At 62.9% G+C, this 14,297-nt stretch carries 13 protein-coding genes; 8 read left to right on the top strand and 5 right to left on the bottom strand.

The features are described from left to right. Positions 1-81 precede the first annotated feature (81 nt). The gene (locus WNZ15_RS10580) at positions 82-732 is read left to right on the top strand and encodes a TetR/AcrR family transcriptional regulator (protein ID WP_342892938.1); all 651 of its coding nucleotides are present in this window, start codon (positions 82-84) and stop codon (positions 730-732) included. Here WNZ15_RS10580 and WNZ15_RS10575 read toward each other — a convergent pair. Beyond that, complete coding sequence (locus WNZ15_RS10575; RefSeq protein ID WP_342892937.1) at positions 716-1,837, bottom strand: AAA family ATPase; 1,122 nt, start codon at positions 1,835-1,837, stop codon at positions 716-718. The two genes, WNZ15_RS10580 and WNZ15_RS10575, sit on opposite strands and share 17 nt — an antisense overlap. Positions 1,838-1,915: 78 nt before the next feature. Continuing rightward, positions 1,916-3,244, bottom strand: a complete 1,329-nt coding sequence (locus tag WNZ15_RS10570; protein ID WP_342892936.1) for an FAD-dependent oxidoreductase — start codon at positions 3,242-3,244, stop codon at positions 1,916-1,918. Between the two features lie 282 nt (positions 3,245-3,526). Between WNZ15_RS10570 and WNZ15_RS10565 the strand changes: the two genes are divergently transcribed. Next, positions 3,527-4,462: a fatty acid desaturase gene (locus WNZ15_RS10565; protein WP_342892935.1), complete on the top strand. Its 936-nt coding sequence runs from the start codon at positions 3,527-3,529 to the stop codon at positions 4,460-4,462. Continuing rightward, positions 4,459-5,310, top strand: a complete 852-nt coding sequence (locus tag WNZ15_RS10560; RefSeq protein WP_342892934.1) for a PhnD/SsuA/transferrin family substrate-binding protein — start codon at positions 4,459-4,461, stop codon at positions 5,308-5,310. Before WNZ15_RS10565 ends, WNZ15_RS10560 begins: the two co-directional genes overlap by 4 nt. Before the next feature lie 19 nt (positions 5,311-5,329). Here WNZ15_RS10560 and WNZ15_RS10555 read toward each other — a convergent pair whose 3' ends face one another. Next, entirely contained in the window at positions 5,330-5,464 is a 135-nt protein-coding gene (locus WNZ15_RS10555; protein WP_342892933.1) for a hypothetical protein, read from the bottom strand. A gap of 162 nt (positions 5,465-5,626) precedes the next feature. Here WNZ15_RS10555 and WNZ15_RS10550 point away from each other — a divergent pair, with 162 nt between their 5' ends. The 3 genes from WNZ15_RS10550 (at position 5,627) to WNZ15_RS10540 (ending at position 7,777) form a co-directional block, all read left to right on the top strand. Beyond that, complete coding sequence (locus tag WNZ15_RS10550; protein WP_342892932.1) at positions 5,627-6,538, top strand: LysR substrate-binding domain-containing protein; 912 nt, start codon at positions 5,627-5,629, stop codon at positions 6,536-6,538. 216 nt (positions 6,539-6,754) lie between these two features. Then, the gene (locus WNZ15_RS10545) at positions 6,755-7,063 is read left to right on the top strand and encodes a hypothetical protein (RefSeq protein WP_342892931.1); all 309 of its coding nucleotides are present in this window, start codon (positions 6,755-6,757) and stop codon (positions 7,061-7,063) included. 198 nt (positions 7,064-7,261) lie between these two features. After that, positions 7,262-7,777 (top strand): CBS domain-containing protein, encoded by a 516-nt coding sequence (locus WNZ15_RS10540; protein ID WP_342892930.1) that lies wholly within the window; start codon positions 7,262-7,264, stop codon positions 7,775-7,777. Positions 7,778-7,914: 137 nt separating this feature from the next. Here the strand turns inward: WNZ15_RS10540 and WNZ15_RS10535 are convergent, their stop codons facing one another. Both WNZ15_RS10535 and WNZ15_RS10530 read right to left on the bottom strand, forming a co-directional pair. Continuing rightward, a complete protein-coding gene (locus tag WNZ15_RS10535) occupies positions 7,915-10,350 on the bottom strand; it encodes an FAD-dependent oxidoreductase (RefSeq protein ID WP_342892929.1) in 2,436 nt (811 codons plus the stop codon). Between the two features lie 62 nt (positions 10,351-10,412). Then, positions 10,413-12,011, bottom strand: coding sequence for a trimethylamine methyltransferase family protein (locus WNZ15_RS10530; protein ID WP_342892928.1), 1,599 nt, complete (start codon positions 12,009-12,011; stop codon positions 10,413-10,415). A 226-nt stretch (positions 12,012-12,237) separates the two neighbouring features. On the opposite strand from WNZ15_RS10530, the gene WNZ15_RS10525 reads away from it, so the two are divergent. Together WNZ15_RS10525 and WNZ15_RS10520 are read left to right on the top strand one after the other, a co-directional pair. Next, positions 12,238-13,149, top strand: coding sequence for a phosphotransferase (locus WNZ15_RS10525; protein ID WP_342892927.1), 912 nt, complete (start codon positions 12,238-12,240; stop codon positions 13,147-13,149). Positions 13,150-13,212: 63 nt separating this feature from the next. Then, positions 13,213-14,259, top strand: coding sequence for an ABC transporter ATP-binding protein (locus tag WNZ15_RS10520; RefSeq protein ID WP_342892926.1), 1,047 nt, complete (start codon positions 13,213-13,215; stop codon positions 14,257-14,259). Positions 14,260-14,297 lie beyond the last annotated feature (38 nt).

Below are 14,297 nucleotides of genomic sequence, written 5' to 3'. Positions count from 1 at the left end.
TGGTTTCTGACACCCGGACCCAAGGCATCCATTCGACAGCGCGCCGTTGTTCAAACGGTTTGCTGACAGGAGACACGACGCATGGCACGGGGACGACCCAGAAAAATCGACCCGAGTGATGCACTCCATGACGTGATGATCGCGTTCTGGCAGAACGGATATGCCGCAACGTCGATGACGGATCTTTCCGAGGCGTCCGGCATGGCCAAGCCGGGTCTCTATGCGGCTTTCGGTGACAAGGAAGCCTTGTTCGAAAAGGCCCTGATGCATTATTTCCACGCCTATGGCGGCCCGATCTTCGAAAAGCTTGGACCGGGCGGCGGGCATGTGGTCGATGATCTCAGGGCGTTCTTCGGAGCGGTCGCCGATCTGACGCTGGACGAGACCACGCCGACGGGGTGCTTTCTGGTCAATACCGTGATCGACAGCCGGTATGGCTCGGAGCGTCACAAGGAAGTGGTGCAGGGATTGGTCGAGTCGCGTCTGGAAGCGATCCGCACACGTCTGCTCAAGGCTGTTGCGGCGGGGGACGTGCCGGCCGATGCCGAGATCGATCGGCTGGCAATCTTTCTGGACGGGCAGTTTTCGGCAATCGCCATTCTGGGGCGCAGCGGTATCAGCGAACCGGACATGAAAGCCTTCATCGATACCTGCCTCGGGGTCATTCCGACCTGTAACGCCGTGCTGCCGGAAGAGACCCAGGCACAGGCCAAGCCTATCTTACGACAATGATCTGTTCCGCTGCCCGGGTCACGGCCGTGTAAAGCCAGCGGCTCTTGTGTTCGCGGAAGGCCCAGCTCTCGTCAAACAGCACGACGCTGTCCCATTGCGAGCCCTGGGCCTTGTGCACCGTCAGCGCGTAGCCGTAGTCGAACTCGTCCGCCTTGCGGCGAATGGCATAGGGGATGCTTTCGGCACCGTCCTCGAACATCGACGGCAACACCTTCACCTTGACGGCGGTTCGTGACAATTCGTCCTCGGAAACGATGTCGAACCGGAGCGTGTTGCCGCGCGGCGGGCGCAGGCGCTTGACCGTCCACAGGCCGCCGTTCAGGAGCCCCTTGGTCTTGTCGTTCCTGAGGCAGACCAGCTTGTCGCCGACGGCGGGCATCGGGGTCGCGAATTCCTTCAGTTCGCGGATGCGGCCGTTGTACAGGCGCCGTGTCTTGTTGGTGCCGACCAGAACCTGGTCGGCGGCCAGGATCTGGTCCTTGTCGATGTCCCTGCGCTGAATGACCTTGCTTTCGCCGAAGGTGCCATAATCCAGCTGGCCACCGTCGCGGATGGTCATGGACATGCGCACGATCGGGTTGTCCTGGGCCTGACGGTGAACTTCCGTCAGCATCACGTCCGGTTCGGCTTCGGTGAAATAGCCGCCGCCCTTGACCGGGGGCAGCTGTGCCGGGTCGCCCAGCACCAGCACAGGCGTTCCGAAGGACAGAAGGTCCTTGCCCAGATCCTCGTCGACCATGGAGCATTCGTCGATCACGATGAGGCTGGCGGTCGCCGCCGCGCTGTCGCGCTTGATGGCGAACTGGGGACCGGTGTCCTCTTCGTCGTCGCCGCGGTCTTCCTCTTCCTTGGCGGAGCGTGGACGGTAGATCAGCGAATGGATCGTGCCGGCGTCGGCGCAGCCCTTCTGGCGCAGGACATGGGCGGCCTTGCCCGTGAAGGCACCAAAACAGACGTCGCCGTCGATGCCTTCAGCCAGATGACGCGCGAGTGTGGTCTTGCCCGTTCCGGCATAGCCGAACAGACGAAACACTTGCCGGTCGCCGCGCTTGAGCCAGGCGGCGGTTTCCTTCAGGGCGTCGTCTTGTTGAGGGGACCAGGCCACGGAAAAGCTCCTTTGGGACGTTCCCCGGTTGCTTACCCCGATTTGTGCGATTCGACCAAGAGGCAATCGGGCCGGGGCTCACCCCAGCACGGAGAATGAACTCTGCCTGGTCAGCTCCCGTTTTCTGGAGAATGTGGCGGTGTCGAGCGTGTGGTCCACATGGCGCAGCCGGAATTGCAGCGGATCCCGGTCGTGGTCGCCACCGTCTTCGCACCGGGTAATCAGATCGGCCATCAGGCGGCCCGCGACCGGTGCGTTTTTGAACTGGTTGCCGCTGGTGCCGATGGCCAGGTAATAGCCGTCGATGTCGCTGCGATCGTAGATCGGCAGCCAGTCGTCGGTGGCGTCATAGAGATCGGCGATGCCGACGGGATGCTGGGACACGCCGAGGCCGGGCAGGCGCTGCGAAAACCGGTAGGCATAGGTCAGGGCGCGGTCGGTCAGGTCCCTGGAAAAGTCGTCGGGGTCCATTTCCAGGTGGGGATCGCAGGGCGGGTTCTGGCTGCCGATCATGAGCTGGCCGCCGCTGCCGGGCTTGACGTAGCAGCCGATGTCGTTGTCCGAGACGATCAGGCCCTGGCGCGAGTACCCGAGACTTTCGGGCGGCCTGATCTGGACCACTTCCTGGCGCAGGGGCCGGTGCCCGATCCTGATGCCGGGAGCGCCCTCCACCAGGGCATTGATCCTACCCGAATGAGGTCCGCCGACGTTGATCACGATGCCGGCCCTGATCGTCTCGCCACTCTCGCAGACCACACCGGTGACGCGGTTGGCCGTGACCGGGATGCTCACAACCCTGGTGTTGAAGCGGAAATCCGCGCCGCGCCGGGCTGCGGCGTCCTTCAGGTTGCGCGCTGCAAGCTGCGGGTCGTCGACATAGCCGCCAAGGGGGAAAAACACGCCGCCCTGAAGTGCGCCGCCCGTCGGCGTGCCGAAGGCATCGTCGTCCATGGTTCTGGCGGGGGCGAAGCAGGTCAGATCATAGCCCGGCAAGGCATTCCGGATGTCGTCGGCGGTCCAGTGCCTGTAGGGGATTTTCAGGGTGTCGGCATGTTCAAGGACCTGTTTCTGGTGATTGTCCGCCGGGGTTTTCATGACCAGGGTGCCGGTCTCGATGAAACGCGCCAGTCCGTCTTCCTCTTCCGCCGAAGCCTCCAGGCAAGAGCGCCAGTCGGACCAGTCGTGATAGCCCTCCAGAGCCATCGCGGTGCCGTCCAGGGTGGAGTAATAGGTCCGGATCACGGCCGCGGATGAAGATGTCGAGCCGTAGCCCGCGGCGGGCAGCGCGTCGATGTTGAGGGTCCGGTAGCCCTTGCGTGTCATCGACAGGGCAATGGCGCAACCGATGATCCCGGCGCCGATGATGATGGCGTCGTAGGGGCGGTCGGGCTCGGTCGGCAGGGGCATGGAGACTGTCCTTGTTCACAAGGGTCCCAGAACAGGAGACAAGGTCGGGTTTGTCCAGAACCAAAAACGCCAGTCGATGTCGTGTTCCGGTCATCGCCGTTTGATCAAAGGCCATATTTGGGGGCGAAAAGCATCATCTGTTTAGGAAATTAGTCAAATGGATGAACTTGGTATCATTTGTGGAATTTGTTCCCAAGGTTCCCTTTGCGCTCTGCCGGCAGGACGCCCATAGTCGCGACACCATTCGGTTTTCGCCGTGTTTTCAAATATTTGGAGAAATATGTGCCACGCGCAAATGCTTGCGAATGGCCGACGCTGGCTCTTGTCCTGGCCACGTCGGCCACCTGGATTCTGGTGATTGGCTTTTATACGGAGTTGGGAGGGTGGATTGTCTGTCCCCTGGCCGCCCTGGCGGTCACGCTGCAATCTTCCCTGCAGCACGAGGTGCTTCACGGCCATCCGACCCGTTCGCCGGCCATGAACGAGGCGCTGGTCTATTGTTCGTTCGGTCTCTGGATCCCGTACCGCCGCTTCAAGTCCCTGCACCTGCGCCACCACAACAACGACCGCCTGACGGATCCTTACGACGACCCGGAAAGCTTCTATCTCGCCTGGGCGGACTGGCAGAAGCTGCCGCGGCCGATCCGGGCAGTGCTGACGCTCAACAATGTGCTGCTCGGGCGCCTGCTGCTCGGGCCCGTCGTTTCGATGGTCGGCTTTCTGGGCGCCGAGATCCGGATGGTCCTGGCCGGTGACCGGGCCGTGCTGCGGGCCTGGCTGCATCACCTTGCGGGCGCCTTGCCTGTGCTGGTGTTCGTCACCCTTGTCGCGGAGATGCCGCTGTGGCTTTATCTGGCCGGTGTTTCCTATCCGGCCATGAGCCTGCTGATGCTGCGGACCTTTGCCGAACACCGTGCTCACGAGCGTGCCGAGGCGCGTTCCATCATCGTGGAGTTCTGCCCGCTGTTCTCGCTCCTGTTCCTCAACAACAATCTTCATGTGGTCCACCACGCCTATCCGAGGACGCCGTGGTACCGCTTGCCGGCACTCTACCGCGCGGCGCGCGATGACTGGCAGCAGCGCAATGGCGGCTACGTCTATGCCACCTATTTCGAGCTGGCGAGACACTTCCTCTTCAAGGTGAAGGAGCCGGTGGTCCATCCGATCCGGCACAGGCAGGACCGCGATCCCCGGGATGCGGCGAAGGCCGCGTCTTGACCGGCAGGAGGTTCCTGCCGGTCCGGCTGCCGATGTATGACTGGCCGGAAGTCAAGGCGGAGACCTTGCGGCTCGAGCGCGCGCTGCAAGGCGCGCTCTGCGCCGTTCTGGATCTTGATCCTTCCGGATTTCGCGAGCGGCCGGAAAACGCCGAGCTGGTCGAGGTCTGGACTGACCCGGATCTCCTGCTGACCCAGACCTGCGGCTACCCGCTAACTCATGCCCTTGCCGGCAGGGTCCGATTGCTCGGGGCGCCGCATTATTCTGCGCCCGGCTGTGACGGGGTCACCTATTGCAGCCAGCTTGTGGTTTTCGCCGAAAGTTCTCACCGGTGCCTTGAGGACCTGCGCGGCCGGCGCGCCGTCTACAACGGGGCAGACAGCCAGTCGGGCATGAATGCGTTCCGGCATGCGGTCGCCGGGCTCCGGGGACGGGATGGGGGCGGGAGCGAGAACGAGAACAGGTTTTTCTCGGACGTGGTCGCAAGCGGCAGTCATCTGGGATCGATGCGGGCGGTGGCGGCTCAGGAAGCGGACGTCGCCTGTATAGACGCCATCTGCTGGTGGCTTGCCTGCCGGGAGGTGCCGGATCTGACGGCGCGGCTCCGGCCGATTGGCCGGACGGCCTCCGTGCCGGGCTTGCCGCTGATCACCTCGCTCCGTTTTACCGACCGGGAAGCTGATCTGATCGCCGACACCATCGACGCGGTCCTGACCGGGCCTGAGACGCAAGAAAGCCGCGAACGCCTGGGCATTCGCGGCTTCTCGAAACTTGACGTCGGCGACTATACCGGCCTCCTCTCCATGGAGAGGGAGGCCGCAGGCCTGGGATATCCCGTCCTGGCCTAGATCGCGGGAACTCCGCCTATCAGCGGGCGGAACCCTGTTTTCTGACGCCTTCGCGCAGACGAAGAGCCTCTTCCATGCGGGCCAGATGCGCGGCACTGTTGCCGTGCACCAGCCCCATGAGGTTTGTGCCGAGCGCTTGTGCAAGATAGGTCATGGCGTTTCCAATCCTGAGTTTTCTGATTTGTTGACAGGCGGGCCACTGCTGTTCGATCAGGCCCCTTGCCACCCATATGTGTCTATCTTGCCTTTCAATCAAACGAATAGTATTCATCTATTCGATCAAAAAAATTGAACTCACCTTCCGTAAGGCCATTTCATGGAAAAACTGCCCGGTACCGGAATGCCGCTGATCGATCTCGAGCTGTACCGCACATTTGTGGTGATCTCGGAAACGTCCAGCTTTTCAAAGGCTTCCGAGCTCGTGAGCCGGACACCTTCGGCGGTGTCGATGCAGGTTAAGAAATTGGAAACCATGTTGGGAGTTGCCGTTTTCGTCCGGGAAGGCCGGTCCGTGCGGATGACGCCCGAGGGGGAAGCCCTGCTTGGGTATGCAAGACGCATCCTGATGCTGAACGAAGAGGCGGTGTCTCTGTTCCTGTCACCCGAGGTGGAGGGTGAGGTGCGTTTCGGTGCGCCGTCCGACTTCGGCACCCGTCTTCTGCCCAACATCCTGTCGCGTTTCGCGCGGTCCCATCCGGGGGTCAATGTGGATGTGCATCTGGACGGCAGCCCGATGCTCGACGAAAAGGCGAAGAAGGGAGAGCTGGATCTGGTGCTGTTCACCGCGCGTCCGGGAACCGGACTTTCGCGCGGTGGCGAAATCGTCTTCACCGAACCCCTGGTCTGGGTGGGTCTGGAAGGCGGCATTGCCCATGAACGCGACCCGCTGCCGCTGGCCGTGTCGACGCCAGGCTGCCCGTGGCGGCGCGCGGCACGCGTTGCACTGGACGATGTCCAGAAGCCCTACAGGGTTTCCTACACCAGTTTTCACAGTGCCGGTCAGGAAGCCGCGCTGCTGGCCGACCTCGCGGTTGCGCCCTTTCCCGCCAGCGTCGTCCAGCCGCCCTTGCAGGTTCTGGACGCGCGTCACGGGCTGCCGGAAATCGGCGACTATCACATCGTCATGCGCGAACGCGCGAAAGCCGGCAAGGCGACCCACGCGTTTGCGCAGCATGTCGAAGAGTGTTTCCGGGAACTGGGTCTGGGCACATCCTTCGGAACTGCCTGAACTGCCTGAACTGCCTGAACTGCCTGAACTGCCTGAACTGCCTGAACTGCATGAACTGCATGACGCGCCGTTGCGGAGGTCTGTGCCGGTCCGGGGCCTCTCCCGGCATTAACCATAATTCGCCTTTCAACAGCGCAAAACCGCCAGGCGGCTGGCGCAATGGTTAACGAGCGGTTACGATTCATGGTAAATGAAACGTTAACAGCGAGACGTGCCATGAGACTGGTCCTGAAATCCCTGATCGCCGCTGCCGGGTTCACTCTGGCGGCAGGTGTCGCCGCTCAGGCGGAAAGCGGAACGGTCCGCATTCTCCATGACGAGGCTTATGGTGCCATCGTCACCAAGGAGGCCGGCGTGCTGGTGTTCCGCGGCCTGCCGCCTACACGCAAGGTGATCGTCAATCCGGACGGCAAGACGCCGCTTGAACTGAAGCAGACCGAGGTGCGTGAAACCAACGTGGTGGTGATCGCCAACCAGGACGACTACATTCGTCACCTTGGTGCAAAGATCATCCGGCTGAAATAGGCAGATCGTGCAGGCTGAACGGTTTCTGCTCGCTGTGTCTGCCCTCTTGAGCGGGCAAAAGCCCGCCCTGCAAACACTTACCTGCAAGATTTCGCAATAGTTGTTGCCGTTTCCTTTTCATTTATGAGTCTGTGACCTTCAGTAAACCGGCATTCCGTCCGCGGCGTAAGTCCTGTGATGCAACACAGGAGTCAGGCCATGAAGATCAGAGAACGGATCGAGTATCTTTCCAAACCCCAGCCCTTTACCGCAGGACCTGACCAGACAGTCCTGGAGGCCGCGCGTGAAATGGCGTCCCGGAACATCGGGTCCGTCATCATCACGGATACGGAAAACAAGGTCGTCGGGCTGGTTACCGAGCGCGATCTCATGCGCAGGATCGTGGCTGACAACAAAAAACCGGATGAGACCAAACTTTCTGAAATCATGACAACCAATCTGCGTATGGCACGCGAAGACGACAACGTCATCGACTGGTTGCGGGTGATGTCGAACGAGCGGTTCCGCCGTCTCCCGGTCGTGGACGATGCGGGAAAACTCGTGTCGATCATGACTCAGGGTGATTTCGTCTCCTACACGTGGCCCGAACTCCTGAAGCTGTTTTCGGACCGGGTGGAGAAGAAACTCGGTTTCAACAATCAGCATCTTTGGATCATCGGTGGCGTGCTGGCCTATGGCATCGCGATGGCTGTGATCCTGGTGGCGTCGACCTGATCTACTCGGCCAGCAAAGCATGCAAAAGCTGTTGGCCCGAAGGAGTAGATGCCCGCACGTCCCTGGCCGCATGAGCTTTCCGGAGATGTTCAGCGGGTTGACGCGGTGGCGGCGGCCAGGCTTCCTGAAGGCAACAACTACATCCGCATGCGTTCCGCCTTCGGGTCGAACGGTGGTTCGGTCAGAATGGTCGCCTTGCGGCGTTCGCCCAGGATCTCGATCTGGAAAGCGCCTTCGCCGAGGTCCTTGGCGATGTCTGCCGGTATGTAGCCTTGTGCCAGCGATTTTTCGACAAAGTGGGCATAGCCGCCTGACGTGACCCAGCCGATCACCTTGCCCTCGTGCCAGACCGGCTCGTCTCCCATGACATCGGCATCCGCGGCATCGACTGCGAAGCTGACCCGCAGGCGCTTCGGGCCTTCCTCGAATTCCTTGCGGGCGGCGTCCTTGCCGATGAAGTCGGCCTTGTCGAGTTTCACGAAGCGGCCGAGATCGGCCTCGAATGGGCCGTAGATCGGGCGGAATTCGCGGAACCAGGTGCCGAAGTTCTTTTCAAGCCGCAGGGACAGAAGCGCGCGCATGCCGAAATTGCGGATGCCGAATTCGGTGCCGGCGGCCATCAGCGCCTCATAGACCTGGCGCTCGTATTCCGGCGTCATCCAGATCTCAAAGCCGAGATCGCCGGTGTAGGAGATGCGGTTGACCTTGCAGGGGGCGCTGGCGACGTCCATCTCGCGAAAATCCATGAAGCGGAAGGCGTCGCCCGAGACGTCGTCGCCGGTGACCTTGGCCAGCACCTTGCGGGCGTTGGGCCCGGCAATCGACAGCCCGACCCAACCCAGATTGATGGCGCGCAGTGTCACCGAGCCGTCGCCTGGAAGATGCTGCTCGAACCAGCGCATGTGGGTGATTTCGGCCTGGGACGAGCCGAACATGAAGAATTTTTCCCTGTCCGCGCGGGCGATGGTGAAATCGCCGATCAGCTTGCCGTTTTCGTTCAGCATCGGCGTCAGCACGATGCGGCCCACTTTCGGCATGGTGTTGGTCATCAGGTGAGACAGATAGCTTTCCGCACCTGGCCCGGTGATCTCGTATTTCGCGAAGTTGGCGATCTCGGTGATGCCGACGCTGTCGCGAACGGCGCGGCATTCGGCGCCGACAGGATCGAAGTCGTTGGACCGGCGGAAGGAGACGATGTCTTTCTGCGCGACGCCTTCCGGCGCGAACCAGAGCGGTGTTTCCAATCCCCAGCTGTCGCCCATGACGGCGCCCTGCGCCAGCATGCGATCGTAGAGCGGGGTGGTCTGGTGCGGCCGGCCGGCGGGCAGTTCCTCGTTGGGAAAGCGGATGCGGAAGCGGCGACGATAGTTCTCCCGCACCTTGGCGTTGGTGTAGGAAAGCGTCGCCCAGGAGCCGTAGCGGGCGACGTCCATGCCCCAGATGTCATAGCCCGGATCGCCGTTGATCATCCAGTTGGCGAGCGTCAGGCCGACGCCGCCGCCCTGGCTGAAGCCGGCCATGACGCCGCAGGCAACCCAGTAGTTCCTGAGACCCCGGACCGGCCCGACCAGCGGGTTGCCGTCGGGCGCGAAGGTGAAGGGACCGTTGATGATCTGCTTGATGCCGGTGTTCTGCAGCGCGGGAAAATGTTCGAAGCCGACTTCCAGTTCCGGCGCGATGCGGTCGAGATCGGGCGGCAGCAGCTCGTGGCCGAAATCCCAGGGCGTCTCGCGCGGGCTCCAGGGGCGGCAGTTCTGCTCATAGGTGCCCAGCAGCACGCCCTTGCCCTCCTGCCGGGTGTAGATCTCGCCGCCGAAGTCGAGCACGCCGATCAGTTCCTTGCCGGTCGCCTCGTTGTGAGCGGTCACTTCCGGCATTTCGTCGGTCAGCAGATACATGTGCTCCATGGCCAGCACGGGCAGCTCGATACCGACCATGCGGCCGCATTCGCGCGCCCAAAGGCCGCCGGCATTGACCACATGCTCGGCGCGGATGGTGCCCTTGTCGGTGATCACGTCCCAGGTGCCGTCCGGCGTCTGCACCAGTTCCTCCACCTTGGTGTGGCGAAGGACCGTGGCACCGTTGACGCGGGCCGCCTTGGCATAGGCATGGGTGGTGCCCGACGGATCGAGGTGGCCCTCGACGGGATCCCAGAGGGCGCCGATGAAATGTTTCTCGTCGAGGATCGGGAACATGGTCTTGGCTTCGGCAACCGAGATCAGCTCCAGGTCCATGCCGAGATAGCGGCCCTTGGCCTGGGCGAGGCGCAGGAAATCCATGCGTTCCGGCGTATCTGCCAGCATGACGCCGCCGGTGAGGTGCAGACTGCAGGACTGGCCGGAGACCTCCTCCAGCTCCTTGTAGAGATCGACGGTGTAGCTCTGCAACTGGGCGACGTTCGGGTCACCGTTGAGGGTGTGAAAGCCGCCGGCCGCATGCCAGGACGAGCCGGAGGTCAGCTCGTCACGCTCGACCAGGGTGACATCCTTCCAGCCGAGCTTGGTCAGATGGTAAAGCACGCTGCAGCCGACAACACCGCCGCCAATGACAACAACCTGCGTATGGGTCTTCATGAAATGCGCTCCGGAAATCCCGTTTTCTGAAAGACGGGTCTGTTCGTTCTTCTGCCTGAAAGTCAGAAATCGGTGGGGGCGCCGCCTTCGGCCTTGCGCCGGTCGACGAAGGCGGTGATCTCCTCGTCGATGGCCGGGTCAAGGGCGGGGGGCTGATAGGCCTCGAGCGCCTTCTTGTAGAGCCTGTTGGCCTTGTCGTGGGCGGTCGGGCTGCCGGCTTCGGCCCAGGTCTCGTAATTGCGCCAGTCGGACACGATCGGCGCGTAAAACGCCTCCTTGTAGCGATCCTGGGTGTGCTGGGTGCCGAAGAAGTGCCCGCCGGGGCCCACGTCCCGGATCGCCTCCACGGCCAGAGCTTCCTCCGAAACGTCAAGCGGCATCAGGTACTCGGCGATCTTCTGCAGGAGGTCGATGTCGGTGATGAATTTCTCGAAGCCTGCGCTGAGGCCACCTTCCAGCCAGCCGGCAGCGTGCTTGATGATGTTGGCGCCACCGTTGATCGCACCCCATTCCGACAGGGTTGTCTCGAGCGCGGCCTGATAGTCGACGGTGTTGGCCGCGCAGACCCCGGAGGACCGGTAGGGCAGATGGTAGCGCCTGGCCAGTTGTCCGCCCGCAATGGCCGCCTTCATGTATTCCGGGGTGCCGAAGGCGGGCGCGCCGGACTTCATGTCGACATTGGAGGTGAAACCGCCATAGACGACAGGGGCGCCGGGGTGGACGATCTGGGCAAAGGCGATGCCGGCGAGGGCTTCCGCATTCTGCAAGGCGAGCGCTCCGGCGACCGTCACCGGGGCCATGGCGCCTGCCAGGGTGAACGGGGTCACGATGGAGACCTGTCCGGCCCTGGCCATCTCGATCAGGCCCTGCAGCATCGGGGTGTCGAGGCGCAGTGGCGAGGAGGTGTTGATGACCGTCGCCACGCACGGCGTCTCGACGAACTCCTCGGGGGAAAGGCCGTAGCCGATCCGGGTCAGCTCGAGGCCGTCCAGATTACGCTCGCGGCCCAGCGAATAGATGTGAAAGACCTTGTCGGTCAGGCGCAGCATGTCGGCGATGCAGTCGAGATGGCGGACGGACGCGTGGATGTCGACCGGCTCGACCGGGTAACCCATCACGCAATGGATGATGTTGAAGAACTGGGCGAGCTTCAGGAAGTTGCGATAATCCTCCTGGTTGCCGGGCCGCCGTCCAGCGTCCCGGTCGACCGCGTTGGGGGCACTGGCGACGCAGGAAAAGGCGATGGCGTTACCACCGATCTGCAGATCATGGGCGCGGTTGCGCGCTCGCAGGGTGAACTCGGCGGGGGCCTTCGCCACAAGCTCCGCGACCATGGCGCGGTCCATGCGGACGCGGTCCTCGCCCGGCTTCACGTCCGCACCCGCGGCTTTCAGCATGGCTTTGGCGTCGTCATGCAGGAAATCGATGCCGATCTCTTCCAGAACGCGCATGGAGGCATCGTGAATGGCCTCGAGTTCGTCCGCGGAGACGGCTTCCAGCGGTTTGAAAAGGTGGCGCGGCTGTCTGAACGGTTTTTGCGGAAACAGTTCAGGGCCCGGCTTGTCGCCCCCCCTGCGCCGACGGCCGCGGCGTGCGGGTTGCGTTTCCGCTGCCGCTCTCAGGGATGCTGTCTCCATGTCCGTCATTGTCTGGTCCGCCATGTTGCATCAGGGCCAGGCCTGGCCGCTGAACACGGGCCCGGCCCGGTAACCCACACCCTAGCGGAAGCAGACGATTTTCCGGGTGGTCCCAGAACGACCAGCAGTGCTCCGTCTCCGACATCTGCGCCAGTGGGGGCCGCGGGCACCGGAGCATTGCAAAGTTTGGCTTGACGGACAGGCCTGCCGGGGTGATCAGAACAGGAGAAACGACACTTGAGGATCTGGCGTGAACGCACAGCTTTCGGATGCAGACCTGTTCGATTTTCTGAAAGTGCGGCTGCCGGTGCCGGATTGGTCAGGGGCCCGTCTGCGCCCGTTGCCGGTGGCCTACACCTGCCGGTTCTGGCGCCTTGACGTTCCCGGGCGCAGTTATGTCGTCAAGGAGTTCTTTCCCGAAAGCGAGAACAATCCGCTTTACCCGACCTTGCCCCGGCAGGAAGCCGACGCGCTCGCCGTGCTGGCCCGGTACGACCTGTCTCCCGACCTGGAACTGTTCGAGGAAAGCCCGGCCGGAACGCCGCTTCTGGTCTATGGCTATCCAAGTCCGCTGGACAACGAGATCGACATCGGCGAGGTCGCCGACCTGATCGGCCGGTTCGCCGCGCTGTCGGAGCCGGTGCCCGGTCACCAGACCACGCCTGCCGGCTATCACGAGGTCCTGAAGCGCGGCGATGCCATGCTGGCGGCCATCCCCGACAGCCGCAAGGCGGCTAACCTGAAACGGTTGCGGCCTGCCGAAGCCGCAGTAATGCGCAGGCAGGTCGCGCGCGCGCTGGTGCACCGCAGTTTCTGCCTCGGGACCATTCAGGCAACGGCGGACGGTGCGCGCCTGATCGACTGGCAGTTCGCCGGACTGGGCGATCCGGTCGAGGACATCGCCTGTTTCGTGTCTCCCGGTCTTGCCACCTTGTACGGCCTGCATCCGCTCGTCGCCCACGTAGAGGACCTGTTCCTGCAAAACTATCCGGATCAGACGACGGTCGGGCGGTTTGTTGAGGAGCGCGGCGCCTATCACTGGTGCTTCGCCGCCTATTGCCTGTTCCGGCACGAGACCCTGATGCACAGCAACGCGCCGGCAGCGCGCGCCTATGGCCGGGCGCTGGAAGAGGAAGTCGATCTGCTGTTGCGCCTGCGATGAATGTGTTTATCGTAAATTGTGACAATGTAATGAAGCTGTCACAGGAGGGCGCTACCGGAAAGCATGTCCATCCAGCTTGCCTCCGTATCCAAATCTTTCGGTCCGCACAGGGCGTTGAACGGCATTTCCCTGTCGATCGAGGAGGGCAGTTTCTTTGTCGTTCTGGGGCCGTCGGGCTGTGGCAAGTCCACGTTGCTCAGGGCAATCGCCGGGCTGGAGCCGATCGATCAGGGTGAAATCCTGCTGGACGGATTGCCGGTCGCCCGTGACGGATTTCACCTGGCTCCCGAAGACCGGCAGGTCGGCGTCGTGTTCCAGTCCTATGCGCTGTGGCCGCACATGAGCGTTGCCGGCAATGTCGCCTTTCCCCTGGAAACCCTGGGCAAGCGGCGGTCCGCTGTCTCAGCCCGGGTGGCCGAGTGCCTGGAGACCGTCGCGCTGACACCGTTCGTGCAGCGCAAGCCGGCGGAGCTGTCCGGCGGTCAGCGCCAGCGGGTGGCTCTGGCGCGTTGCCTGGCGCAAGGGGCCGCCACCGTGCTCATGGACGAACCGCTCGCCAATCTGGACCCGCATCTCAGAAGTGCCATGGAAGAGGAACTCGCCTCCTTTCACAAGGCCAGCGGCGCAACCACGCTGTTCATCACCCATGATCAGCGCGAGGCGATGGCGCTGGCCGATCAGGTCGCCGTCATGTGGGACGGCGAGATCCTGCAGGTGAGCGATCCCGACACGCTCTATCGCCGGCCGAACTCGAAACGGGTGGCCGGGTTCATCGGGCGCAGTTCGCTGGTTCCGGTCACGGTGGAGCAGGTGGATGGCGGCAATGCGGTGATCCGCTTCGGTGACGTCACCGTGGAGGTGGATTGCCCGGACGGGACCGCACCCGGTCCGGCCACGCTGCTTCTGCGTCCCGAACATGTGGTGCCGGCCACCGGAGCGACCGGCTTTGAAGGGCGGGTTGCGCGGATCATCTATCGCGGCGGCCACTGGGAGGTTTTCGTCTCGGTCGAGGGCCTCGATCAGCCCCTGATGATGACAATGCCTCGCAAGGCAGCGCCGGGTGACTTGCTGCGGCTCACCGTTCTGCGCGGGTGGGTGCTGCCGAGGTAGGGACACACTCCAATGTGTCATCTCCGCAAAAGCGGAGA

This window comes from Roseibium sp. AS2 (assembly GCF_038900065.1).
In the GTDB taxonomy this organism is placed as follows: domain Bacteria; phylum Pseudomonadota; class Alphaproteobacteria; order Rhizobiales; family Stappiaceae; genus Roseibium.
Note: the sequence above shows the minus strand (reverse complement) of the source record. Positions and strands in the feature narration are given on the sequence as shown.